Here is a 22,680-nt window from a genome sequence, read left to right as displayed (position 1 = left end):
ACGCCCGCTGACGGAGTTGCCTCCGTCGTCGCAGCCATCGCCAAAATCATTCAGTGTTTCATAAAGGCTCTGAACAGAACCTGTCTGGCGATTACATCGGATCGTTGCGGCGCAGCAACTCTTCCGGCAAATGCTCGATGTACTCGTCTTCTGCCGGTGGCATTTGCAGGTGGTAGCCCTGCTTTTCGAGGTTTTCCAGGACCACGGTGATGTCCTCGCGCGACAATTTGCGCTCGGGGGTCAGCACCAGGTCGAAAGCGTGGTGGGGTTTGCCGAAAGCCGCCAGCAGACTTTCCGGGACACGCTCCAGTGCATCGCTTTTGAGCACGTAGAGGTACATCTCGTTTTTCTTCAGGCTTCGGTAGATGGAGCAAATACGTTTCAAGGCTGTTCTCCGGCAGTGGCCAGGCTGTCAAGCAGCGCTTGGCCCATCAATTCGCGGCGCCAGCCACGCAGCGAATCAGGCAATTGGTAAGGACCATTGGGGAAACCGCTTTTGAGCAGCGCTTCCAGGGTTTTCTTGCGCAGCATCAGTTCCGGCGCGATGTTCAGGCGCTCGGCTTCGGCCTGGCCAATCGCGCGCAGCTGTTTGACCAGCGCCGCGGCGTCCACCGGCAAAGGCTCGGGCACGGCAGGTGGCCATTGATCAGGCGACACACTGCCTGAACGCTTGATCAGATCAATCAGAAATTCGCCGTCCTGACGCACGGTACGCGGATGCATGTCTTCGATTTTCGCCAGGGCGCCGAGGTTGTCCGGTTGAGTCCGGGCCAGCGGCCACAGGGAATGCTCGCGGACGATGCGGTTACGCGGCAGATCACGTGCACGGGCCTCGCGCTCACGCCAGGCGCACAGTTCACGCAACACGGCGAGTTGGGCACGGGACAGTTTCCAGGCCAGCTTGGCGTCGCGATAGACCTCGTACGGGTCGACTTCGCGGCGCAGGTTGGCCACCAGTTCGGCGCCGTCCTCCAGGACCCAGTTGTATTTGTCGTCAGACAGTTTCGGACGCAGCTGTACGAAAACCTCCGCCAAGTGCAGGGCATCTTCGGCGGCGTAGCTGATCTGGGTGTCGGAAAGTGGTCGTTGCAGCCAGTCGGACCGCGTCTCGCCTTTGGGCAGGTCGATGCCGAGCACCTCTTGCACCAGGCGCGAGTACCCCATGGAGAAGCCCAGGTTCAGGTAGGCGGCAGCCAATTGGGTATCGAACAACGGCGCCGGCAGGCTGCCCGTCAGGCGCAGCAGCACTTCGAGGTCTTCGCTGCACGCATGCACGACCTTGACCACCGCCGGGTTTTCCAGCAACGCAGCCAGCGGTTGCCAGTTATCAATGGTCAGCGGGTCAATCAGGTAAGCGCGTACGCCATCACCGATCTGCAGCAGGCCAGCGATCGGGTAAAAGGTGTCGACCCGCATGAATTCGGTGTCGAGGGCAACGAACGGCAGTTGCTGCCACTCGGCGCAAAACTGACCGAGGCTATCGTTGTCGCGAATCCAGTGAATATCGATGGCCACACGGCTCTCCCTTGAAGAATGGCGCGCAGTATATATCGCCCCCGGCGATTTCCGCGCATCCACTGAACAAGAGCATTAGCGAAATTACCTGCCGAACTGCAAGATTTGTCTGACAAGTGGGGGCTAACCGGCCTTACGCAGTACGTAGACCCGCATCTGCCCACAACCGGGCAGGAAATCCTGATGGCTGAGCAAACAGAATCCGGCTCGCTTGAACTCGGCTTCTACGTCGGCCCGGTTGACGAGCGAGGGGTCGGCAGCACTGCGTAAGCCCGAGCGAAGGAATTTGAAACGAGGTTCGACCCGCAACGCCACGATCACCGTGTCGCGACTGACGCGATGAAACTCTTCGAGCATGGCCAACCGATGTTCGGAGGTGGCGATGTGCTGAAACAGTTCCATGCAAAAAATGCAGTCAACCGCATTGGCCGGTAACTCAATGGTGAACGCCGAGCTCTGAAACGTCTTGATCCGCTTGAGCAGGTCCGGCGAGTGGTGAGTCTGCGCGTGATTGAGCATGTCCTGCGACGGGTCCGACGCCAGAATCACCCGGTTCGAATGTTCCGCCAGCACCGGCCAGAAGCGCCCGATACCGCACGCCACATCGAGGATCAGACCCGGTTCGCCGGCCATTTTCAGCGCCCTGCGCACCCGCTGCTCATCACGCCACAACCCCAGGCGCCCGGCCACGCCACGAGGTCGCGGCTCAAGGCAGACACGCGCGTGCTCCTGGTTGTAGCGCCTGGCGAACTCGAGTTCGATGGCGGAAGGGGGCTGAGCGGACATGTTCGATGCTCTAGAGGGACAATTCACCGGCCGCTGGATCACGGCCGACGTTTGAAAAAACAGGTCGAAATACTCACTTTTTGGCCAACACACCGTCGACCACGGCACCGCGGCACCCGGCAAACATATCCAGATCCTGGTTGTACACCTTGCTGTTGACCTCCAGCAAACCGAGCATCGAGTGAAACAGGTTGTCTTGGCTCAAGGGTTTGTCACGGCTCATTTGCAGGCAATGCGTATCAACCGAGAATGACTTCTGGTAGCTGTCGGAAAACCACGCCAGCATCGCGACATGCTTCTGTTGCTCCGGCGCCAGCATGTAAGGCGTGCCGTGGAGGAACAAGTTGTACTCGCCCAGGGATTCTCCGTGGTCCGACAGATAGAGCATCGCGGTATCGACTTTTTCCTGGTTCTTGCGTAACAGATCGATCAGGGTCGACAGCACATGGTCGGTATACACCAACGTGTTGTCGTAGCCATTAACGATGCTTTCGCGACTGCAGTTATTCAGCGCGTTGCTTTCGCACACCGGAGTAAAGTGCTCGTACTCTTTCGGATAACGCTTGAAGTATTCCGGACCGTGACTGCCCATCTGGTGCAATACCAGCACGGTGTCTTTATCCAGGGTATCGATGAAGTGTTGCAAACCTTGCAGCAGGATTTCATCGCGGCATTCGCTGTCGGCGCACAGCGCCGGGTCATTCAAATTACTGACGTCCTGAAGGGTGACCCGATCGCAGGTGCCTTTGCAGCCCGACTGGTTATCCCGCCAGATCACGTCCAGGCCAGCGCGTTTGAGCACGTCCAGCAGGCCCTCTTCGTTTTTGGCCTTGCTGGCGTTGTAATCCTTGCGGCCCATGTTGGAAAACATGCACGGCACGGACACGGCGGTTTCAGTGCCGCAGGAATGCACATCCGTAAACGCGATCAGGCCGGCTTCGTTATTCAGTTTAGGGGTGGTGTCGCGGTTATAACCGAGGATACCGAAGTTCTCGGCCCGGGCACTTTCACCCACCACCAGGACCGTCAGGGATTTGCGGTCATGGGTTTGCCAGGCCGGGTTTCTCTGGGCATCTTCGCCGATTTTGACAAAAGGCTGTCGCGCCGACACCACTTGCTCCCGCAGGTAACCCACCGAGGCACCGATGTAGTTGCTCGGCACCACCATCAGGCGCAATTCATGGTGATTGCGAAACAATGACGACAAGCCCTGATAGTTGATTAACGCGACGCCACCGATCACGGCAACCGAGGCGACACTGACCAGTACTTTACTTAACAACTCGCGATGCCAGCGGCGATAATTGACCGGTGTTTTCCACAACAACCACGACGGCAAAACACCGAGCAGCAGAATATAAACAAGCAACTTGACCGACAGTAAATCTCGCACTTCCGTTGCATTGGTTTGCGCAAAGTTACGCAACATGCCGGTATCAATCAGTGCGCCGTATTGCGTCATGAAGTAAGCGACCCCGGCGCTGATCATGAAGATCAGGGTCAGGACCGGCTTCATCACGCGTCGGAAGGCCAGCAAGGTCAGCACAATGTTGAAGGCAGCGAGGATCATCACCCCGAAGGCCACACGCATGACGATGCCTTTGCCGTCGGACGCGGTGATTTCAAAAAGGTGTTGCCAGAGAACTAAATTGAAACCGGCCAGTAGAAAGGCGCTGGCAATCAGTGTCACCCATTCGGGGCGCACGGCTTTAATCTTCAACATGATGATCGGCTGTTCCTGAAAAGAAATACCTTTGGCAAATGTGAAAATTCCATTGGCCATGGCAGCAGTAATTCTAGGTAGCCATCCATCAATTTTTTGTGAAAAAGAAGCCAACGAATGGTTGGCTTCTGGCGAGAACTAAAACTTTTAACTTATTTGACCCGGATTCAGGCCTGGTTGAGGTACCACCGCCAGTCCTGCTCACCCACCTCCCCCATGAACTGCCGGTACTCGGCGCGTTTCACCGCCAGGTACACGCCGAGGAATTTGCCGCCGAACGCTTCGCGGGCCCAGCTCGAGCCTTCCAGCGCCCGCAAAGTGGTGAGCCAGTCTGTCGGCAACAGCTCCTTCGCCTGCGCGTAACCATTGCCTTCCACCGGGGCGCCCGGGTCGAGTTGCTCACGAATACCACGATGGATACCGGCCAGGATCGCTGCAGCCGCCAGATAAGGGTTGGCATCGGCGCCACAGATGCGATGTTCGATATGCCGCGAGAATGCCGGCCCGCCCGGCACGCGCAAGCTCACGGTGCGGTTGTCCACGCCCCAGGTGGCCGCCAGGGGTGCGTAGCTGTTGGTCTGGAAGCGGCGGTAGGAGTTGGCATTCGGGCAGAACAACAGCAGCGAATCGAGCAAGGTGCTGAGCATGCCGCCGACGGCGTGCCTGAGCAGTGGCGTGCCGTCCGCAGCTTCGCTGGCGAAGAGGTTGTTGCCCTCCTTGTCGGCCAGGCTGACGTGCATGTGCATGCCGGTGCCGGCCAGGTCATCGAACGGTTTGGCCATGAAGCAGGCCGTCATGCCGTGTTTGTGCGCGACACCTTTGACCAGCCGTTTGTAGCGCACCGCTTCGTCCATCGCCTGCAACGCGTCGGTGCGGTGTTCGAGGGTGATTTCCACTTGCCCCGGTGCATATTCGGAAATCGCCGTGCGCGCCGGAATGCCCTGTAGTTTGCAGGCGCTGTACAGGTCAGCCAGAAACGGCTCGATCTGCTCCAGTTCACGCAAGCCATAGACTTGAGTGGCCCGCGGGCGACCCCCGTCGATATCGCGCGCCGGTTGTGGCCGACCGTTGCTGTCGCGCTGCTGGTCCAGCAAATAAAACTCCAGTTCCGCCGCCATCACCGGGTAATACCCATCGGCCTGCAAGCCTTCAATGACCTTCGCCAACAGGTGTCGAGGGTCGGCGACGGTCGCTGGCATGCCCTCTGTCGGGTGCATGCTGACCTGCACCGCCGCTGTCGGAATCAGGCGCCATGGCATCCGCGTCAGGCTGCCGCTCACCGGATAAGCCCGGCAATCGATATCACCGACGTCCCAGACCAGCCCGGAGTTTTCCACGTCGTCGCCGTTGATGGTCAGGCCGAGAATGGTGCTCGGCAACGGCCGCCCGCTTTCGTACACCGCGAGCAATTCATCGCGGTGCAGCAATTTGCCCCGAGGTACACCGTTGTTGTCGAGGATGAACAGCTCGAACATTTCGATGTCCGGGTTCTGTTCGAGAAAGGTCAGGGCTTCTTGTTTCGTGGCAAAGGAGGTCGTGGCACTGCTCATGGGAATTCTCTTTTTTCCGCGTCAGGCGAACGCGCAGGCGTCGCCGCTTGGGCCCCACGCAACGGGCGGGACCTGTAAGAACAATCAACGGGAAATGCAGGAATCCGGCGGGCGCGCGTGACGGCAGTGCCACAGCGCCCAGAAGGCTAATTCGGAAGGAAGTGCGACGGGAGAACCGTCCATAGAGAAAACCGAAGTGAACAGATGCGCAGCAGCGTCACACGGGCGATCAAGTCGTTAAATCGGGATTTGAAGAACTTTGGGTGTGGGTTGGCTAAACAATTGATTGCCGATACACCCATTGTCCAATGTGGGAGCGAGCCTGCTTGCGATGACGGATTCATAGTCAACACATGGGGTGACTGACCCACCGCTATCGCGAGCAGGCTCGCTCTCACAGGGGATATCAGTGCTCGATCGCGACCTTGGTGTACGACTCGCGGTCGATGTCGAGGATTTCCACCGCCAGTTGCACTTCGACGTCTGCCGGCCAGGCACACAGATCCTGCACCACCGCCAGCAGGCTTTCGGACAACTGCTTCTTGATCTGCGGCGAACGACCGCTGAGCAGCGCCAGCTTCACATGCACAAAACCCCGTTCCGCCAGGGCGGTACCGACCTTGAAGGTCTCGACCTTTACCGCACGACTCTTGATGTCGTATTCGGCAGCAAACTGACCGGAAGCCACCAACGTATTGTTAAGCCGGATCAACGCGACGTCGGCGTTCAGTTCCGGCAGGTTGGCGGTGTATTCCATGTGCAGGTGGGGCATGGCAGGGCTCCTGAAAGTGGGCGGCAAAGACGTACATATAACACAGAGCCGGGCTGTTCACCGGGCCAGCAGCGACAAGTCGCGTTCACTCATGAACGCCTCCAGCCTGGACCGCAACCAGCGCTCGGCGGGGTCGGTGTCGACATGGCTGAGCCAGACCATGGACAGGTCCAGGGTCGGCGTCTTGAACGGAAACGGTTCCTTGAACAGCTGACCCGAAGCCGCCATCGCCTCGGCCGTGTAGTCCGGCAGACTGGCGATCAGGTCGGTCCCCGCCAGCAGCGCTGGCAATGAACTGTATTGCGGCACCGACAGCACCACCTGACGCGTACGCCCGATCTCCGCCAGCCATTCATCGGCGTAACCACTGACGTTGGCGGTGTGGGACACCAGCACGTGGGGGCGCGAACAATATTCATCGAGGGTCAACGGGCTGTCGGAGGCATCCGCGCGCAAAATGCTTGGCTGGATGTGTCGCAACAATTTGCGCTTGGCATTGGCCGGCAGCCCCCGCGTCTGGCTGATACCGACGGTGATATCGCCGGAGGCCAGCAAGTCGGGAATCCGCCAGTAATCGACATGTTGCACCACGAACACCACCTTCGGTGCTTCCTGGCGCAAGGCGCGCAGCAAGGGCGGCAACAAGCCGAATTCGACATCGTCCGACAGCCCGATGCGGAAGGTCATGGTGCTGCTGGCGGGGTCAAAATCATGGGTCAGGCTCAGCGCCACCGACAACGAATCCAGGGCCGGCGACAAGTGCCGAATGATTTCCTCGGCCCGCGCCGTCGGCTCCATGCGATGGCCGACGCGAATGAACAGCGGATCGTTGAACATCGTGCGCAAGCGGTTGAGCGCCGAGCTGATAGTCGGCTGGCCGAGGAACAGTTTCTCCGCCACCCGCGTGACGTTGCGTTCCAGCATCAACGTTTCGAACACCACCATCAGGTTGATGTCGGCCTTGCGCAGCTCATTACGATTCATACGTTTCCCCCATGCCCCAAAACCCGCCTCAGTTTAGGAAGCCATGGGGAAAGCGTCTACTGCGCTGGCGGCGCCGATGTTCAAACTATTCGAAACACATGCCCGATAGCCAAAAAAAACTGCTCCGCTACGCTGCATTCGACGCGCCACACAGACGCGCACAGACCAATCGCAGGGAGCGAGCACCATGTATTTCGAGATTTACAGGCAGTCCAAAGGCACCCCGAGCACTGGCAAAGGCCAGTGGCGCTGGCGCTTGAGGGCCGGGAACCACGAGACAATCGCCAGTGGCGAGTCGTATGTGAACAAGGCGGATTGCATGCACGCCATCGGGTTGATCAAGGGCGTGGAGAGTGAGACGCCGGTGAAGGAGATCTAGGCCTGGTTTTGGGGTGACCTCACCGGCCTCATCGCGAGCAAGCTCGCTCCTACAGGGTTCTCGGTCGTTCCTGAATAGCAGGTTCACCGAAAATCCCTGTAGGAGCGAGCTTGCTCGCGATAGGGCCCTAAAGTTCACCATCAACCTTTGGCCAAGCATCTTCAGCCAGGCAACGGATACAACGCATCATCAAACTGCGACAACCGCGGAAACACCATCGGCTGATCATCACTCAAGTGCTCAAGGCGCTGCTGATAACTGCGCAAAAAGGCCTTGCGCGCGTCGTCGCTGATGTACGGCACATGCCAGGCCACGAACGGTTCCAGCACGTCGAAACCGACATACGCCAGCGTGCCTCGCAGGATCGGCCGCAGCATGTCTTCCAGCGGACCGTGGATCGCGCCGTCACCGAACATGTGCTCGCGCCCGCCCAAGGTCACCGACACCAGCGCCTTTTTCCCGCTCAACCCGCCCTGGTCGTAGAAGCGCTTGCCGCCGTAGCAGACACCGGATACCAGCACCCGATCAATCCAGCCCTTGAGGATGGCCGGGGTCGAGAACCAGAAAATCGGGAAGTTGAGAATCAACAGGTCGGCCCACAGCAGTTTGTCGAGTTCCTGCTGGATGTCCGGCGCCAGCGACTGGCTCTTCACGCCCAGACGTTGTTCCAGGGCATAGACCAGGTACTCCGGGTTTTCCCGCGAAGAGAAGTCATCGGCGCTGGCCACCGGGTTCCAGTTCATCGCGTACAGGTCGCTGACCTGCACTTCATGCCCTTGACCTTCGAGGGTCGCAACAGCCTGGTCACGCAGCGCAGCGGTGAAGGAGTTCGGCTCCGGATGGGCGTGAACGATCAGTACTTTCATGGCAATTCCTTAAACGCTTTCAAGCTGTATTGTGGAAGGGGTTAACGCACGCGCGGCCAGTAACCGGTCGAGCCAGTCGGGGTCCATTTGCGGTTCGGACGAAAACAGCAGCCCGGTGTAATCCTGATGCGGTGGCGTGAAAATAGCGCTGCGCGAGCCGTGGTCAACCACCCTGCCCCGCTGCATCACCAGCACCTCATCGGCAATGGCTCTCACCGTGGCAACATCATGGGTGATGAACAAGTAGGCGACGCCCAGTTGCTGCTGAATCCGGTTGAGCAGTTTCAGCACGCCCTCGGCCACCAACTGATCCAGCGCCGAGGTCACTTCGTCACAGATGATCAGCTGCGGATCAGCCGCCAACGCCCGGGCGATGCACACCCGCTGTTTCTGTCCGCCGGACAATTCCCGGGGCTGACGCTCCATGAACGTCGCCGGATCGAGCTCGATCATTTCCAGCAACTCGGCCACCCGCGCACGCATCGCCTTGCCTTTGAGCCCCAGGTAAAAGGTCAGTGGCCGGCCGATGATGTCGACGATGCGCTGCCGCGGGTTCAGTGCCGTATCGGGGATCTGGTAGATCATCTGGATGCGCCGCAACTGCTCCTTGCTGCGCTGACGAAAATTCGCCGGCAGCGCCTCACCGTCGTACAACACCTGGCCCGAGGTGGGCGGCAGCAACCCGGTGATCAAGCGTGCGGTCGAACTCTTGCCACTGCCGGACTCGCCGATGACCGCCAGCGTCTGGCCGCGATACAAGCGCAAAGAGACGTCGTGCAGCACCGGTTGATGGCCGTAGCTGGCGCAACTCTGGCGCAACTCCAGCAGCGGTTTTTCCTGTTGCGGTGAGGGTTTTGGCTCGGTGCGAAAGCTGCGCACTGCCCACAATGACTTGGTGTAATCCTCCTGCGGATCGCCGAGCATTTTGCGGGTCTCGGCCTCTTCCACCAATTTGCCGTGACGCAAGACCATGATCCGGTCGGCCATTTGCGCGACCACCGCCAGGTCATGGCTGATGTAGATCGCCGCACTGCCGTAGGTCGCCACGGCATCACGAATCGCCGCCAGCACTTCGATCTGCGTGGTGACGTCGAGGGCGGTGGTCGGTTCGTCGAAGATGATCAAGTCCGGGTGGCAGGCCATGGCCATGGCGGTCATGACCCGCTGCAATTGCCCGCCGGACACCTGATGCGGATACCGCTGGCCGATCTGCTCCGGATTCGGCAGACGCAAGACCCGGTACAACTCCACCGCCTCGGCCATCGCCTGGGCCCGGCTCATGCCACCGTTTTTCACCGCCGTTTCCACGTGTTGATCAATCAGTCGATGGGCCGGGTTGAACGACGCCGCAGCGCTTTGTGCGACGTAGGCGATGCGCAGGCCACGCAGTTTGCGCAGCGCTTCGGGTTTGGCGCGCAGCAGGTCGATGCCATCGAACTGCACCGAACCGCCGGTGATCCGGCAGCCGTCGCGGGTGTAGCCCATGGCGGCCAGGCCGAGGGTCGACTTGCCCGCCCCGGACTCGCCGATCAGCCCCAGCACTTCGCCCCTTTTCAGGGTCAGGTCGATGCCCTTGATCAGCGGATGCCAGGCGTCTTCGTAGTGACCTTCGATGTGCAGGTCACGGATGTCCAGCAACGGTTTTTCGTGGTTGCTCGTGTTCATGTTCAGCACTCCTTGAGGCCGCTGGATTTGTGCAGCATCCAGTCGACGACGAAGTTGACGCTGACCGTGATCAACGCCACGGCCAGGGCGGGCAGCAACGGGCTGATGTCGCCAAACGTGATCAGCACCGCGTTGTCGCGGACCATGCTGCCCCAGTCGGCGGTGGGCGGTTGGATGCCCAGGCCGAGGAACGACAGCGCGCTGATGAACAGGAACACAAAGCAAAAACGCAGGCCGAATTCGGCAATCAACGGCGCGGCAGCGTTGGGCAGCACTTCGCGGGTCACCAGCCACCACAGGCCTTCACCGCGCAGACGCGCGGCTTCGACGAAGTCCTGCACCACCACGTTCATTGCCACCGCCCGCGACAGGCGAAACACGCGGGTCGCGTCCAGCAGCGCGATCACCAGCACCAGCGACGTCGCCGTGGTGCCGACCACGCTGAGAATCAGCAAGGCAAAGATCAGCTGCGGGATTGCCATCAGGATATCCACCAGCCGGGACAATCCCTGATCGACCGCTCCGCCCTTGATCGCCGCGATCAACCCGCTCAAGCCGCCGAGCAGGAACGCCAGCACCGTGGTCAGAAAGGCAATGCCCAGGGTGTTGCGCGCGCCGTACACCAAGCGGCTGAACATGTCGCGCCCCAGGTTATCGGTGCCCAGCAGAAACTCGCCGCTCCACGGTGCGAAGCCGTCGCCGACCACTTGCGTTTCGCCATACGGCGCCAGCACCGGGGCGAACAGCGCCACGAGGATGTAGAGGATGATCACCAGAATGCCGAACTTGGCGCTCAGGGGCGCCCGTAATAATTGTTTGAGCAGGCTCATGTTCTACCCCTTTGGGTGCATCAGGCGTGGGTTGCTGGCGATGGACAGCACGTCCGCCGTGGTATTGAGCGAAATGTAGGTCGCCGCGAAAATCAGGCTGCACGCCTGCACCACCGGGATGTCACGCTTGGCCACCGAGTCCACCAGCAATTGGCCCAGCCCCGGGTAAACGAACACGACTTCGACCACCACCACCCCGACCACCAGGTAGGCGAGGTTCAGCGCGACCACGTTGACGATCGGCGCCAGTGCATTGGGCAAGGCGTGGCGGAAGATGATGCGCGACTGGCTGATGCCTTTGAGCCGGGCCATTTCGATGTACGGGCTGGCCAGCAGGTTGATCAGCGAGGCGCGGGTCATGCGCATCATCTGCGCGATGACCACCAGGCTCAGGGTCGCGACCGGCAGCACCGAGCGTTCCAGGATCGTGCCCAATGAAGCGTCGGGCGCCAGGTTGGAAATGCTCGGGAACCAGTTGAGTTTCACTGCGAACACCAGGATCAGGATGTAGGCGACGAAGAACTCGGGAAACGACACCGCGCTCAGGGCGGTGGTGTTGAGCAAGCGGTCGAACCAGCTGTTGCGATATAACGCCGAAAGCATCCCCAGCAACAAGGCGAGCGGCACCGAAACCATTGCCGCCAGCGCCGCCAGGCTGAAGGTGTTGCCCAGGCGCGAGGCGACTAGTTCGGCGATGGGCCGCTGGTTGGCCAGCGAGACGCCGAGATCTCCTTGCAGCAGGTGCCAGATCCAGTGGCCGAAGCGCGTCAGTGGCGGCAGATCCAGGCCCAGTTGTGTGCGGAATGCCGCGACGGTTTCCGGGGTGGCGGACTGGCCGAGCATCGCCTGGGCGATGTCGCCCGGGAGCATGCCGACCGCGAGGAAGATAATCACTGACACCGCGAAGAGCGATAACAGGCCCAATGCCAAACGCTGCGCCAACAACTTGAAAATACTATTCATCGTGCGGTTCCTTGAATCGGGCACGCCAGCAAAGACTGCGAATATCCAACTGTAGGAGCGAGCTTGCTCGCGATGGACTATCAGTCGACACCAAGGTGACTGACCCACCATCGCGAGCAAGCTCGCTCCTACAGTTGATGTTCATTGCTTTTCAAATCCCTTACGCCTGCCACCACCGCTCGATCACGCGCAGGCCATCTAGCTCGCCGTACGGCGCGGTCTGCCCACCGTGCGCGACCCGGTTCGAACGCGCCGCCACCGAACTGGCGAACAACGGCACAATCGCCCCGCCGTCATCCCGGCACAGCGACTGCATTTCGTTGTACATCTCGCGGCGCAACGGGTCGTTCATCTCGCCGCGCGCGGCGTTCAGCAGCTGGTTGAAACGCGGGTTGTCCCAATGGGTTTCGTTCCACGCTGCGCCCTTGGCGTAACCGATGCTGAACATCCGGTCAGCCGTCAGGCTGCTGTACCAGAACGAGGTGGTGAACGGCTGTTTCATCCAGACGTTGGAAAAGAAACCATCGGCCGGCTCACGCACCACGTCGATATCGATCCCGGCCTGACGCGCCTGCTCCTTGAACAGCACCGACGCATCCACCGCCCCGGCGTACGCCGCGTCGGAGGCTTGCAGCTTGACCTTGAGCGACTCGACGCCGGCCTGGCGCAGGTAGAAACGCGCCTTGTCCGGGTCGTACGCACGCTGCTCCAGCGCGGTGTTGATGAAGCGGCTGCCCGGCTGGATCGGGTGGTCGTTGCCCACCAGGCCGTAGCCGTGCAGCACCGAGGCCAGCAGCGTTTCGCGATTGATCGCGTGCTTCATGGCCAGGCGGATATTGCTGTCCTGGAACTGCTGGCTGTCGCACAACATCGGGAACGTGTAGTGCTGGGCGCCTTTGGTTTCTTCAATGGCCAGGTTCGGATTGCGCTTGAGCAAGGCCACGGTTTTAAGGTCGACCTTGTTGATCACATCGACCTGCCCGGTGACCAGCGCGTTGATCCGCGCTGCGCCGTCGGAAATCGCCAGCAACTCGGCGCTGGCGAAATGCGCCCGACCCGGTTTCCAGTAATCGGGGCTGCGCTCCAGCGTCATGCGCACGCCCGGCTCGAAGTCCTTGAGGCGATAGCCGCCGGTGCCGACACCGGCCTGCCAGTCCGGCACACCGTCCTTGCTCGGCATGATCACCAAATGGTAATCGGCGACCACATAGGAGAAGTCGGCGTTGCCCGAATGCAGTTCAAACACCACGCTGTCAGTGCCTTGGGCGCTGACCTTGGCGACATCGCCCAACACGGTCTTGGCGGCCGACGTGGATTTCTCGCCGAGGTGATGCTGGATAGAGGCAACCACATCGTCGGCGGTCAGGGTCTTGCCGTTGTGGAAGGTGACGCCCTGGCGCAGTTTGAAGGTCCAGATCCGCGCGTCCGGCGTCGAGGTCCAACTCTCGGCCAGTTCCGGAATCGCGGTGCCGTCAACGGCAATTTCAGTCAAGGTGTTATAGACCGCCGAGAAGCCGACGAAGGTAAAGGTGTCGCTCCAGGAACCGGGGTCTTTGGAATCGGTGGTGCTACCGCCCGCCAGGCCGAGACGCAAGACGCCGCCCGGTTTTGGCGTCGCTTCCTCGGCGAAGGCGCCCATCGGCAACCCCATGGAAAATGCCCCCGCGAACGCCGCCGCAGCGGCGCTGTATTTTAGAAAGTCCCGTCGGGGAAAACTGAATGCCTGGTTCGCTTGAGTACTGTTGTTTTTGTTATCGCTCATTGCATTGCCCCTGATTTGAAACGGAGAAAATAATGAATTCGGTACCTACGACATGGCCTGTGGTTCGGGTGCATTCATTCAGCGATCACACCTGAATCGCCTTCACTTCGACAAACTCGGCCAGCCCTTCTTCGCCCCATTCACGGCCGTTGCCCGATTGTTTGTAGCCACCAAACGGCGCCTGATAATTGAACGCCGCGCCATTGAGGAAACACTGCCCGGCACGCAACTGCCGACCCAGTTGCAACGCGCGCTCCTTGCTGCCGGCCCAGACGCCGCTGGACAGGCCGAACGGCGAATCGTTGGCGATCTGGATCGCTTGCGCTTCGTCGGCGTAAGGAATCAGGCACAGCACCGGGCCGAAGATTTCTTCCTGGGCAATGCGCATCCGGTTGTCGACGTCCGCGAACAGCGTCGGGCGGACGTAGAAACCACGCTCGAACTCCGCCGCCGTGTCGCCGCCGCACACCAGTCGTGCGCCCTCTTGCTGGCCGACCTGAATGTAGTCACGCACCGTGCGCCGTTGCGCCGCCGAGCACATCGGCCCGAGGAAACTGTGCGGGTCCAGCGGATCGCCCATGCGCAGGCTTTGGGTTTCGGCGATGGCCAGTTCCACGGCCTCGGCGTAACGGCTGGCGGGCAGCAACATGCGGGTCAGCGCGGTGCAGGTCTGTCCGGAGTTGATCATCACGTCCTGCACGCCGTAGCGCACGGCGGCGGCCAGGTCGGCGTCCTCGGCAATCAGCAACGGCGACTTGCCGCCCAGTTCCAGGCACACCCGCTTCACCGAAGGCGCGGCCGCTTGCGCCACGCGAACACCGGCGCCGGTGGAACCGGTGAACGAGACCATGTCCACGTCCGGGTGCTTGGCCAGCGCTTCGCCGACTTTCGAACCCGGTCCGCTGACCAGGTTGAACACCCCCGCCGGCAAGTCGATGGCTTCGATCATCCGCGCCAGCCAGAAGGCGTGCAGCGGGGTTTCCTGACTCGGCTTGAGCACCACGGTGCAGCCGGCAGCCAGCGCGGGCGCGAGCTTGCCGATCAGCTGATGCAACGGGTAGTTCCAGGGATTGATGAAGGCGCAAACGCCCACCGCCTCGCGAATCACCAGGGAGTTGCCGACCTCGCGCACTTCGTCCATCAGGCCGGCGAGTTCGACATAGTGCTCAAGCCCCTCGATGGGCCCGTCGACCTGTACCGAGCGGCACCATTGCACCGGCATGCCCAGCTCGGCGGTAATCACCGCGGCCATTTCATCGGCCCCTGCGCGCAACTGCTCGGCGAGGGCGCGGATGTAGCCGGCGCGCACGCTCGACGGTGTACGCGACCATGGGCCAAACGCCCGGCGTGCGGCGGCCACCGCGTTGTCGACATCGCGCTCATCACCCAGCGGCACCGAACCGGCCACCGCTTCCGTGGCCGGGTTGATCACCTCGGCGATGCCCCGCCCCGACGGGGTTTGCCAGCGGCCATCGATAAACAGCGTCGTGTAGTTATGCATAGTTGCGGACCTCCATCAGTTCACTGGCGCACTGGGCGATGCGCTGGCAGGCATCACGCAACGGTGCTTCGCCCACCACCAACCCCAGGCGAATATGCCCGGCCGCACTCGGGCCGAACGCTTCACCGGCCAGCACCGACACGCCATGACGGTCGAGCAGGCGATCGGCAAACGCATGGGCGCTGAGCCCGGTTTCCCGGATATCGACCATGACGAACATGCCGCCATCGGGTTTCAGGGCGCGCACGCCGGGGCAACCGGCCAGGCTTTCGCAGACCAGATTCCGGCGCTGGCGATAGGCTTCACGCATGGTTTCCAGTTCCGGCAAGTGGCTTTCCAGCGCCACCACGGCGGCGTCCTGAATGAAGTCCGGCGAACCGTACAACATGCACAGCGCGAGGTTTTCCAGATGGGCTGACAGCGACAGCGGCGCCACCACCCAGCCGACGCGCCAACCGGTCATGGCGTGGGATTTCGACAGGCTGTTGAGCGTCGCGGTGCGTTCAGCCATGCCCGGCAAACTGGCCGGGCTGACGTGCTCACCGTCGAACAATAATTCGCTGTAGACCTCATCGGAGATCAGCCACAGGTCGTGGGCGATGCACAGTTCGGCCAGCGCCTCCCACGTGCTGCGCGGCAGACTGGCGCCCGACGGGTTGTGCGGACTGTTCAGCGCCAGCGCACGAGTGCGCGGGGTGATGCGGGCCGCGACGTCTTCGGGCAATACCCGAAAGCCGTTTTCGGAACGCACCGGCACCGGAATCACCACCGCGCCACAGGCACCGAACACCGCCTCGTACGTGACGTACATCGGTTCGGCGACCAGCACTTCGTCGCCGGGGTTGAGCACGCACTGGGCGACGCTGAACAACGCGCATTGCGCACCGGCGAGCACGGTGACCTGATCGGCCGAGACCTGCTGGCCGCTGCGTTGCTGGTGACGCCTGGCGATGCTTTCCCGCAGGGCGCGCTTGCCGCGCACTTCAGCGTAGTGAGTGTTGCCGGTGCGCAGGCTGTCGATGGCGGCCTGCACAATAGGCATCGGGGTGTCGAAATCCGGGTCGCCCACCGACAGCAGCAGAATGTCTTCACCCTGTTCTTGCAGAGCCAAGGCCCGGTAATGAATCCCCCAGGCGGCGGCGCCGTCACCAGCGATGCGTTGAGTCAGATCGGAAAAGCGCATGGCGTTATCCCTGCAGAAAAATGAAAGTCAGTGCGCGCACGCGTGCTTGAGTTCGATCAGGGTCACGCCGTTACGCTTGAAGCCGTGACGCAAATCGGTTTGCAGCTCGGCCAGGCTTTGCGGCTGGCTTACGGTGCATCCGAACGCCCGGCCCAGTGCGGCAAAATCCGGGTTGCGCGGCAGCACGCCAATCGGCTCGATATCGAGGCCGAGCATGTCGTCGCGAATCTGACCCAGCGCGTCGTTGTTCCACAGCAACACCACCAACGGGCTGTCCAGCTCCTCGACGGCCGTCGCCAGTTCCTGCGCGGTGTAGAGGAAACCGCCGTCGCCGACCAACACCAGGCCCGGCCGTTGCGGCGCGCCGAACTTGGCGCCGATGCCCGCCGGCAAGCCATAACCCAAGGTGCCGTAGCCGGTCGGGTGCAGCCAGCTGCGCGGTGCCAGGCTGTTGAAGGCGTAGTTGCCGGTGTAGGCCAGTTGCGTCATGTCGGTGCTGATGAAGGCGTTGTCCGGCAGCTCGGCGGCGATCCGCTCAAGAATCGCCTGATGGATCGTCTGCAACGGGCCGTGGACGCTCTTGACCTGTTCACGCAGTGCGGCGACGGCAGCGATGGCGGCGCTGGCATCCCGTTGAGCGGGCGACAGGCGTTCCAGCAGCGCGGCGAGGGTTTGCCCGGCATCGCCGTGCAACGCCACGGCGCAGGGATAGAAGTCGTTGAACTTGCGCGGGTCGATGTCGACGCGCAGCAGTTCGGCATTCAGCGGCAGACGCTCACGCCAGAAATCGGTGTCGGCCATTTCGGTGCCGACGGCCAGCACCACGTCGGCTTCGGCGATCAGGTTCCAGCCCGGTTCCACGCACAGGGTCGAGCCGGCATTCAGCGGCGCGTCCGGGGCCAGCAAGCCTTTGCCCGCGACGCTGGTGAACAGCGGCGCCGCCAGTCGGGTGCTGAGTTCGAGCAATTGCGGCTGCGCATTCAAGGCGCCGCCACCGGCAATGATCATCGGGCGCCTGGCGCCGTGCAGCTTGGCCACGGCTTCATCCAGTGCCGTCGTCGCAGCAGCGCCGCGACCGGGACGGCGTACCACATCGTTGCTCCAGTCCCGCGCAACCGGCGCCGACAGCACATCCAGCGGCACCGAAATATGCACCGGGCGTGGCCGTTCGCTGTCGAAAACGGCGTAAGCCCGGGCGATCAATTCCGGCAGGTCCTCGGCGCTCAACGCGACCGCCGAGAACGCGGTGATTGGCGCGGTCATGGCGCGCTGGTCCTGGGTTTCGTGCAGGCAACCCCAGCCTTTACCGAGGCTGGCGGTGTGGTTGACGCTGGAAATCACCAGCATCGGAATCGAGTCGGCATAGGCCTGGCCGATGCCAGTCGCGGCGTTGGTCACGCCGGGACCGGTGATGATGAAGCACACCCCCGGTTTACCACTGACGCGGGCATAGCCGTCGGCCATGAAACTGGCGCCCTGCTCGTGACGGGTCAGCACATGGCGGATGCCGCTGCCGGGCAGGCCGCGATACAACTCCAGGGTGTGCACCCCGGGAATGCCGAACACGGTGTCGACGCCGTAATTGGCCAACAGACGCACCAGGGCCTGGCCGCCGGTCAATGTCTTGGTTTGCATGTTCATTTCCTCACGCGTGGCCGAGGCGAATCAACGCATCGACTGCAGTCGTGCCGTGGGCACTGACCAACAATGGGTTCACATCGAGTTCCAGCAATACCCCGGCGTTTTCGCAGGCGTAGTCGGCCACGGCACGGATCGCCGCGACCAGCGCGTCGAGGTCCGCCGCTTCGCGACCGCGAAAACCTTGCAGCAACGTCGCACTGCGCAGGCTCAACAAGGCGTTGCGAATGGCACCATCGGTGGTCGGCAGCAACAGGCTGCGACTGTCCTTGAGCAACTCCACCAGGATTCCGCCGGCGCCGATGATCAGGGCCAGGCCGAAGTCGTTTTCGCGCTTGATGCCGACGATCAACTCCGCCAACGGCGGCGTGGCCATGGGCTCCAGCAGCACCTGATCGAACGGCACGTGCGGCGCGTAATCGGCAACGCTCGCACGCATTTTTTCCAGGGCTGCACTTAGTGCGGCAGCGTCCTTGAGGTTCAGCGCCACGGCGCCGGCCTCGGTCTTGTGCGGCAGTTGTGCGCTGACGGCTTTGAGCACCAGTGGATAACCCAATGCTTCGGCGTCTTTCAGCGCGTTGTCCGGTGAGCTCAGCACTCCGTTGGGAGTCGGCAGACCAAAGGCGCGCAGGGCCTGTTTGGATTCCCACTCGTTGAGCAAGCGACCCTCACCTTCCAGCGCCTGCGGACACAGCGGCACCAGCGCCGATTCACCGAGCGCGAGCAGGGCCTGGCGATTGCGCTGATAGTTGGCGATTCGCCCCCAGGCAGCCAACCCGTCTTCTACACCTTGCAGCGCCGCCACGCCTTGCGCGTGCAGACGTTCACGGGCGTGAGGCGGCAGCAGTTCAGGGAACGCCGACGCGACGAAACCGGTCTTGCCGTGGCGCACCAGCGCGGCGCAGAACAACTCCAGCAGCAGGTCGCATTCCTTGCGTTCGCCGGTGAACTCCGACGGGTAATCGAGCACCAGCATCGCTGCATCGGCTTCGGTACGCAGGGCGCTGTCGAGCATGCGGTTCAAGGCTTCACCATCGCCCCAGATCGCCGTGGTGAAGTCCAGCGGGTTGACCAGGTTGGCGTAGCTCGGCAGTACCTGAGCGAGCTCTTCACGCTGGGTTTCATCGAGCTTGGGCAAACTCAATTCATTGTGTTCGGCGTAGTCGGCGATCAGCCCGGCGTCGCCGCCGGAACAGGCCAGCGCGATCAGGCTGTTGCCCGCCGGAAGTTTGCCGCACGCGGCCGCCTTGAGGGTTTCGACGAAGCTCACCGGCCCACTGACGCGGATCACCCCGAGACGCGCAAACAGGCTGTCGTACAGCGCATCGGAACCGGACAATGAACTGGTGTGACTGATCGCCAGTTCTGCGCCGATCTGCGACACGCCGGTTTTCAGCGCGATGATCGGAATACCCTTCTCCAGCGCCTTGTGCGCGGCCCGGGCAAACCCCGGAACGTTCTTCAGGCCTTCCAGGTGCAAGCCAATGGCGGTGACACGCGGCTCGTCGAGCAACACGTCCATCAACTCGGCGACCCCCAATTGCGCCTGATTGCCGACCGAGGCCATGTAGGCCACCGGCAACGAGCGGTCGCTCATGGACAGGTTGTAGGCGAAGTTGCCACTCTGGGTCAGGACGGCGACGCCCTTCTCCACGGCCTTGCCGCCGTGCGCCACCGGCCACAGCGCCGAGCTGTGCAGGTAGTCGAGCACGCCGTAGCAGTTGGGGCCGAGCAACGCCATGTGGCCGGCCGCCTTGAGCAACTGATGCTGCAGGGCCTGACCTTCGGCGCCCGTTTCGGCGAACCCCGAGGCGTAGCAGATCGCTCCGCCCGCTCCTTTTGCCGCCAGCTCGGCGACGCAGGTCAGGGTCAGCTCTCGGTTAGTCGCGATGAACACCGCGTCGGGCCCGCATGGCAGCTCGGCGACGCTGCGCACACAGGGCACGCCTTCCAGGGTTTCATGTTGCGGATTGACCAGCCACATCTGCCCCAGGTAGCCACCTTCGGCGCAGCGCTTGAGGGCGCGCGCCATGCTGCGGCCACCGACAAACGCCAGGTGGCGCGGTGCGAGCAGGCGCTTGAGGTTGTCACGAATAGTCTGCGACATAGGTATTCTCCAGGCCGGTCAGCGCAACAGCGGCCGCAGCAGCTCGCGGGAAATGATGTGACGCTGGATCTCCGAGGTGCCTTCCCAGACACGCTCGATCCGCGCGTTGCGCCAGATGCGTTCCACCGGGCATTCATCCATCAGGCCCATGCCGCCAAAAATCTGCACCGCCTCGTCGGCCACCTTGCCGAGCACTTCACTGGCGAACAGCTTGGCCATGCCGGCCTCGCCATCGGTCATGGTGCCCTGGTCCATTTTCCAGGCGGTGTGCAAGGTCAGCAGTTCGGCCGCGCGGATCTGCGTGACCATGTCCGCGAGCTTGAACGAGATGCCTTGATAAGTGCCGATCGGCTGGCCGAATTGCTTGCGATCCGCCGCCCATTGCAGCGACACGTCGAGTGCCCGTTGCGCCTGGCCGACGCAATTGGCAGCGACCATCACGCGGCCGGCCGTCAGCCAGGCGTTGGCCACTTCCCAGCCCTTGCCGACTTCGCCGAGCACTTTGGAGGCCGGCACGCGGCAATCGTCGAAGAACATTTCGTAGGTGTGGTAGCCACGGTTGCTGACGCACTTCGGCCCCCGGCGAATGGTCATGCCCGGGGTGTCGCGATCGACCAGGAACGAGGTCACGGCGTTGCGCTTCTTGCCGTTTTGCTCGTAGGTGTCGGTCACGGCGAAGACGATGGCGAAATCGGCGTGCCCGGCGTGGCTGATGAAGTGCTTGCTGCCATTCAGCAAGAAGTCATCGCCCTCGCGCACGGCGCGGGTCTTGATCGCGTTGGCATCGGAACCGGCACCCGGTTCGGTGAGCGCGAAGCAGTCGATCTTCTCGCCCTGGATGCACGGCAACAGGTAGTCATTGATCTGGTCCCCGGTGCAGGCCATGAGGATTTTCGACGGCCGTGCGACGAACACATGCAGCGCCCAGGAGACCTTGGACAGCTCACGCTCGATCAGCGCCTGGGACAGGTAATCCAGACCGCCACCGCCCACTTCCTCAGGCATGTTGAAGGCATAGAAACCCGCCGCAATCGCTTTGCCACGGATTTGCGCGGCCAGCTCCGGGGAGACTTCGTCGGCACGGTCGACCGCTTCCTCGTGGGGCAGCAGTTCCTTGGCGACAAAACTGCGTACCGCGTCCACCAACATTTCTTGTTCTTGGGTCAGTTGGAAATTCATGGTGCTACCTGTTGTTCGTTCACGGGTTAGAGGGGCGAGGCCGATTTACTTGCCGACAAACCGCGCCGGGCGTTTTTCCACGGAAGCACGCAAGGCTTCGGCGCCGTCTTCGCTGCGACCGCAGAGCAGGCCTGCCGCGAGTTCGGCTTGCAGTTGTTCCGGCAGGCTGCGCTGGGCGCCATCGCGCATGAGCTTTTTGGTCTGGGCGAAGGCGAACGTCGGGCCATTGGCCAGGCGATTTGCCAACTCAGTGGTCACGTCGAGCAGTTGCTCATCGGCACAGACTTCGCCGACGAGGCCGGCGGCCAATGCGCGATCGGCGCCCCACAACTCGTCGAGAAACAGCAGGCGCTTGGCTTGTTCGGTGCCGATCAGGCGTGGCAGGTGCCAGCTGGCACCGGCGTCCGGCGAGTACGCCATGCTGGTGTAGCCGGCCTTGAACCGTGCCGACTGACCGGCGATGCGCAGATCGCAGCACAGCGTCAGGTCCATGCCGGCGCCGACGGCGGTGCCGTTGATCGCGGCGATGGTGGGTTTTTCCAGGCTGTACAAACGGCTCATCAAGGCGTGGGCGGTTTCGGTCCAGCCGTAGGTTTCGAGGGCACCACGGGCTTCGGCTTCGGCCCATTCGGCGAGGTCGGCGCCGGCGCAGAAGCTGCGGCCACTGCCGGTCAGCACGACGACCCGGACGGCGGGATCGGCGTTGAAATCGTCCAGCAAGGTGTGAAGGGCTTTCAGGGTCGGGATGTCCAGCGCGTTGCGTTGGGCGGTGCGATTGAGGGTGATCCAGGCAACGCCGGCTTCGACCTGACTGAGCAGAGAAGATTGAGTAGTCATGCGAATCCTCTAATTGTTTTGATTGGTCTGAGGTGATGCGACTTGAGGCCATACTAAACGAGTGTTCAGCAAGGCGGCAATCTGAGATTTTTGGGCTGTAACAGGTTTAAAACGTAGGTATGTTTTTGGTTTTAAAGGGGTTTTTGTTTGTGCTTTGTTCTGGGGAGGTGTGTCTGTTACAACTTTGAACAACTGGGGACGGGGGGGATTGGGATTGGGATTGGGATTGGGGGTATATCCATTTCTTTGGTGATGGCGGCTATTGGTTCCGCCCTTACGGCGGGTCACTTGGAGAAGCGCCAAGTAACCAAACGCTCTTGCCCCACCACTCGGTGCCTCGCCTAGGCTCGGCATGCCCTCACTCCGGCATTGCTCCGTGGGCCCGCCGCCATCGGCCATCCATGGCCGGGGGCGGCTAACCCGGCATCCATGCCGGGTTG

The 22,680-nt window shown here is 62.0% G+C and carries 19 protein-coding genes; 1 reads left to right on the top strand and 18 read right to left on the bottom strand.

Translation table 11 applies throughout. The features are described 5' to 3' along the window. Window positions 1–91 precede the first annotated feature (91 nt). The 7 genes from EJA72_RS14910 to EJA72_RS14880 form a co-directional block, all read right to left on the bottom strand. On the bottom strand, window positions 92–385 hold the full coding sequence (locus tag EJA72_RS14910) for a YcgL domain-containing protein (protein ID WP_090181298.1): 294 nt from the start codon (window positions 383–385) through the stop codon (window positions 92–94). Then, complete coding sequence (gene rnd, locus EJA72_RS14905) at window positions 382–1,515, bottom strand: ribonuclease D (protein ID WP_178129375.1); 1,134 nt, start codon at window positions 1,513–1,515, stop codon at window positions 382–384. The genes EJA72_RS14910 and rnd overlap by 4 nt, the downstream gene beginning before the upstream one ends. Window positions 1,516–1,638: 123 nt before the next feature. Beyond that, window positions 1,639–2,301 (bottom strand): class I SAM-dependent methyltransferase, encoded by a 663-nt coding sequence (locus EJA72_RS14900; protein ID WP_157712193.1) that lies wholly within the window; start codon window positions 2,299–2,301, stop codon window positions 1,639–1,641. Between the two features lie 73 nt (window positions 2,302–2,374). Continuing rightward, complete coding sequence (locus EJA72_RS14895; RefSeq protein WP_157712192.1) at window positions 2,375–4,024, bottom strand: phosphoethanolamine transferase; 1,650 nt, start codon at window positions 4,022–4,024, stop codon at window positions 2,375–2,377. A 167-nt stretch (window positions 4,025–4,191) separates the two neighbouring features. Continuing rightward, window positions 4,192–5,574 carry a glutamine synthetase family protein gene (locus tag EJA72_RS14890; RefSeq protein WP_157712191.1) on the bottom strand — a complete coding sequence of 461 codons (1,383 nt, stop codon included), beginning with the start codon at window positions 5,572–5,574 and terminating at the stop codon, window positions 4,192–4,194. Between the two features lie 406 nt (window positions 5,575–5,980). Continuing rightward, entirely contained in the window at window positions 5,981–6,346 is a 366-nt protein-coding gene (locus EJA72_RS14885) for a 5-carboxymethyl-2-hydroxymuconate Delta-isomerase (RefSeq protein WP_157712190.1), read from the bottom strand. A 57-nt stretch (window positions 6,347–6,403) separates the two neighbouring features. After that, complete coding sequence (locus EJA72_RS14880) at window positions 6,404–7,330, bottom strand: LysR family transcriptional regulator (RefSeq protein ID WP_157712189.1); 927 nt, start codon at window positions 7,328–7,330, stop codon at window positions 6,404–6,406. 187 nt (window positions 7,331–7,517) lie between these two features. Between EJA72_RS14880 and EJA72_RS14875 the strand changes: the two genes are divergently transcribed. Then, window positions 7,518–7,709, top strand: coding sequence for a DUF1508 domain-containing protein (locus tag EJA72_RS14875; RefSeq protein WP_157712188.1), 192 nt, complete (start codon window positions 7,518–7,520; stop codon window positions 7,707–7,709). 161 nt (window positions 7,710–7,870) lie between these two features. Here EJA72_RS14875 and EJA72_RS14870 read toward each other — a convergent pair whose 3' ends face one another. The 11 genes from EJA72_RS14870 to EJA72_RS14820 all read right to left on the bottom strand — a co-directional run bounded on the left by EJA72_RS14870 (window position 7,871) and on the right by EJA72_RS14820 (window position 22,240). Further along, window positions 7,871–8,575: an NAD(P)H-dependent oxidoreductase gene (locus tag EJA72_RS14870; protein ID WP_157712187.1), complete on the bottom strand. Its 705-nt coding sequence runs from the start codon at window positions 8,573–8,575 to the stop codon at window positions 7,871–7,873. Window positions 8,576–8,584: 9 nt separating this feature from the next. After that, on the bottom strand, window positions 8,585–10,240 hold the full coding sequence (locus EJA72_RS14865) for an ABC transporter ATP-binding protein (RefSeq protein WP_157712186.1): 1,656 nt from the start codon (window positions 10,238–10,240) through the stop codon (window positions 8,585–8,587). A 2-nt stretch (window positions 10,241–10,242) separates the two neighbouring features. Further along, window positions 10,243–11,070 (bottom strand): ABC transporter permease, encoded by an 828-nt coding sequence (locus tag EJA72_RS14860; protein ID WP_157712185.1) that lies wholly within the window; start codon window positions 11,068–11,070, stop codon window positions 10,243–10,245. Window positions 11,071–11,073: 3 nt separating this feature from the next. After that, on the bottom strand, window positions 11,074–12,033 hold the full coding sequence (locus EJA72_RS14855; protein ID WP_157712184.1) for an ABC transporter permease: 960 nt from the start codon (window positions 12,031–12,033) through the stop codon (window positions 11,074–11,076). Window positions 12,034–12,193: 160 nt separating this feature from the next. Continuing rightward, the gene (locus EJA72_RS14850) at window positions 12,194–13,795 is read right to left on the bottom strand and encodes an ABC transporter substrate-binding protein (protein ID WP_157712183.1); all 1,602 of its coding nucleotides are present in this window, start codon (window positions 13,793–13,795) and stop codon (window positions 12,194–12,196) included. An 85-nt stretch (window positions 13,796–13,880) separates the two neighbouring features. Beyond that, complete coding sequence (locus EJA72_RS14845) at window positions 13,881–15,296, bottom strand: aldehyde dehydrogenase family protein (RefSeq protein WP_157712182.1); 1,416 nt, start codon at window positions 15,294–15,296, stop codon at window positions 13,881–13,883. Further along, on the bottom strand, window positions 15,289–16,479 hold the full coding sequence (locus EJA72_RS14840) for a pyridoxal phosphate-dependent aminotransferase (protein ID WP_157712181.1): 1,191 nt from the start codon (window positions 16,477–16,479) through the stop codon (window positions 15,289–15,291). Before EJA72_RS14840 ends, EJA72_RS14845 begins: the two co-directional genes overlap by 8 nt. Window positions 16,480–16,506: 27 nt before the next feature. Beyond that, window positions 16,507–18,114, bottom strand: coding sequence for a 5-guanidino-2-oxopentanoate decarboxylase (locus EJA72_RS14835; RefSeq protein WP_157712180.1), 1,608 nt, complete (start codon window positions 18,112–18,114; stop codon window positions 16,507–16,509). Between the two features lie 10 nt (window positions 18,115–18,124). Next, window positions 18,125–20,224: an acetate--CoA ligase family protein gene (locus EJA72_RS14830; protein WP_157712179.1), complete on the bottom strand. Its 2,100-nt coding sequence runs from the start codon at window positions 20,222–20,224 to the stop codon at window positions 18,125–18,127. A gap of 18 nt (window positions 20,225–20,242) precedes the next feature. Continuing rightward, on the bottom strand, window positions 20,243–21,403 hold the full coding sequence (locus EJA72_RS14825; RefSeq protein ID WP_157712178.1) for an acyl-CoA dehydrogenase family protein: 1,161 nt from the start codon (window positions 21,401–21,403) through the stop codon (window positions 20,243–20,245). A gap of 45 nt (window positions 21,404–21,448) precedes the next feature. Continuing rightward, window positions 21,449–22,240 (bottom strand): enoyl-CoA hydratase/isomerase family protein, encoded by a 792-nt coding sequence (locus EJA72_RS14820; RefSeq protein ID WP_157712177.1) that lies wholly within the window; start codon window positions 22,238–22,240, stop codon window positions 21,449–21,451. Window positions 22,241–22,680: the final 440 nt, after the last annotated feature.

The sequence above is a fragment of the Pseudomonas sp. PB120 genome, from assembly GCF_009761815.1.
GTDB lineage: Bacteria > Pseudomonadota > Gammaproteobacteria > Pseudomonadales > Pseudomonadaceae > Aquipseudomonas.
The sequence above is the reverse complement of the archived record's forward strand: the minus strand, read 5'-3'. Positions and strand labels throughout refer to the sequence as shown.

Coding starts and splice junctions, on each gene's coding strand:
- EJA72_RS14855 (WP_157712184.1), bottom strand. CDS start 12,033: ATGAATAGTATTTTCAAGTTGTTGGCGCAGCGTTTGGCATTGGGCCTG.
- EJA72_RS14845 (WP_157712182.1), bottom strand. CDS start 15,296: ATGCATAACTACACGACGCTGTTTATCGATGGCCGCTGGCAAACCCCG.
- EJA72_RS14895 (WP_157712192.1), bottom strand. CDS start 4,024: ATGTTGAAGATTAAAGCCGTGCGCCCCGAATGGGTGACACTGATTGCC.
- EJA72_RS14850 (WP_157712183.1), bottom strand. CDS start 13,795: ATGAGCGATAACAAAAACAACAGTACTCAAGCGAACCAGGCATTCAGT.
- EJA72_RS14890 (WP_157712191.1), bottom strand. CDS start 5,574: ATGAGCAGTGCCACGACCTCCTTTGCCACGAAACAAGAAGCCCTGACC.
- EJA72_RS14875 (WP_157712188.1), top strand. CDS start 7,518: ATGTATTTCGAGATTTACAGGCAGTCCAAAGGCACCCCGAGCACTGGC.
- EJA72_RS14830 (WP_157712179.1), bottom strand. CDS start 20,224: ATGTCGCAGACTATTCGTGACAACCTCAAGCGCCTGCTCGCACCGCGC.
- EJA72_RS14880 (WP_157712189.1), bottom strand. CDS start 7,330: ATGAATCGTAATGAGCTGCGCAAGGCCGACATCAACCTGATGGTGGTG.
- EJA72_RS14885 (WP_157712190.1), bottom strand. CDS start 6,346: ATGCCCCACCTGCACATGGAATACACCGCCAACCTGCCGGAACTGAAC.
- EJA72_RS14825 (WP_157712178.1), bottom strand. CDS start 21,403: ATGAATTTCCAACTGACCCAAGAACAAGAAATGTTGGTGGACGCGGTA.
- EJA72_RS14840 (WP_157712181.1), bottom strand. CDS start 16,479: ATGCGCTTTTCCGATCTGACTCAACGCATCGCTGGTGACGGCGCCGCC.
- EJA72_RS14865 (WP_157712186.1), bottom strand. CDS start 10,240: ATGAACACGAGCAACCACGAAAAACCGTTGCTGGACATCCGTGACCTG.
- EJA72_RS14835 (WP_157712180.1), bottom strand. CDS start 18,114: ATGCAAACCAAGACATTGACCGGCGGCCAGGCCCTGGTGCGTCTGTTG.
- EJA72_RS14900 (WP_157712193.1), bottom strand. CDS start 2,301: ATGTCCGCTCAGCCCCCTTCCGCCATCGAACTCGAGTTCGCCAGGCGC.
- EJA72_RS14860 (WP_157712185.1), bottom strand. CDS start 11,070: ATGAGCCTGCTCAAACAATTATTACGGGCGCCCCTGAGCGCCAAGTTC.
- EJA72_RS14820 (WP_157712177.1), bottom strand. CDS start 22,240: ATGACTACTCAATCTTCTCTGCTCAGTCAGGTCGAAGCCGGCGTTGCC.
- EJA72_RS14870 (WP_157712187.1), bottom strand. CDS start 8,575: ATGAAAGTACTGATCGTTCACGCCCATCCGGAGCCGAACTCCTTCACC.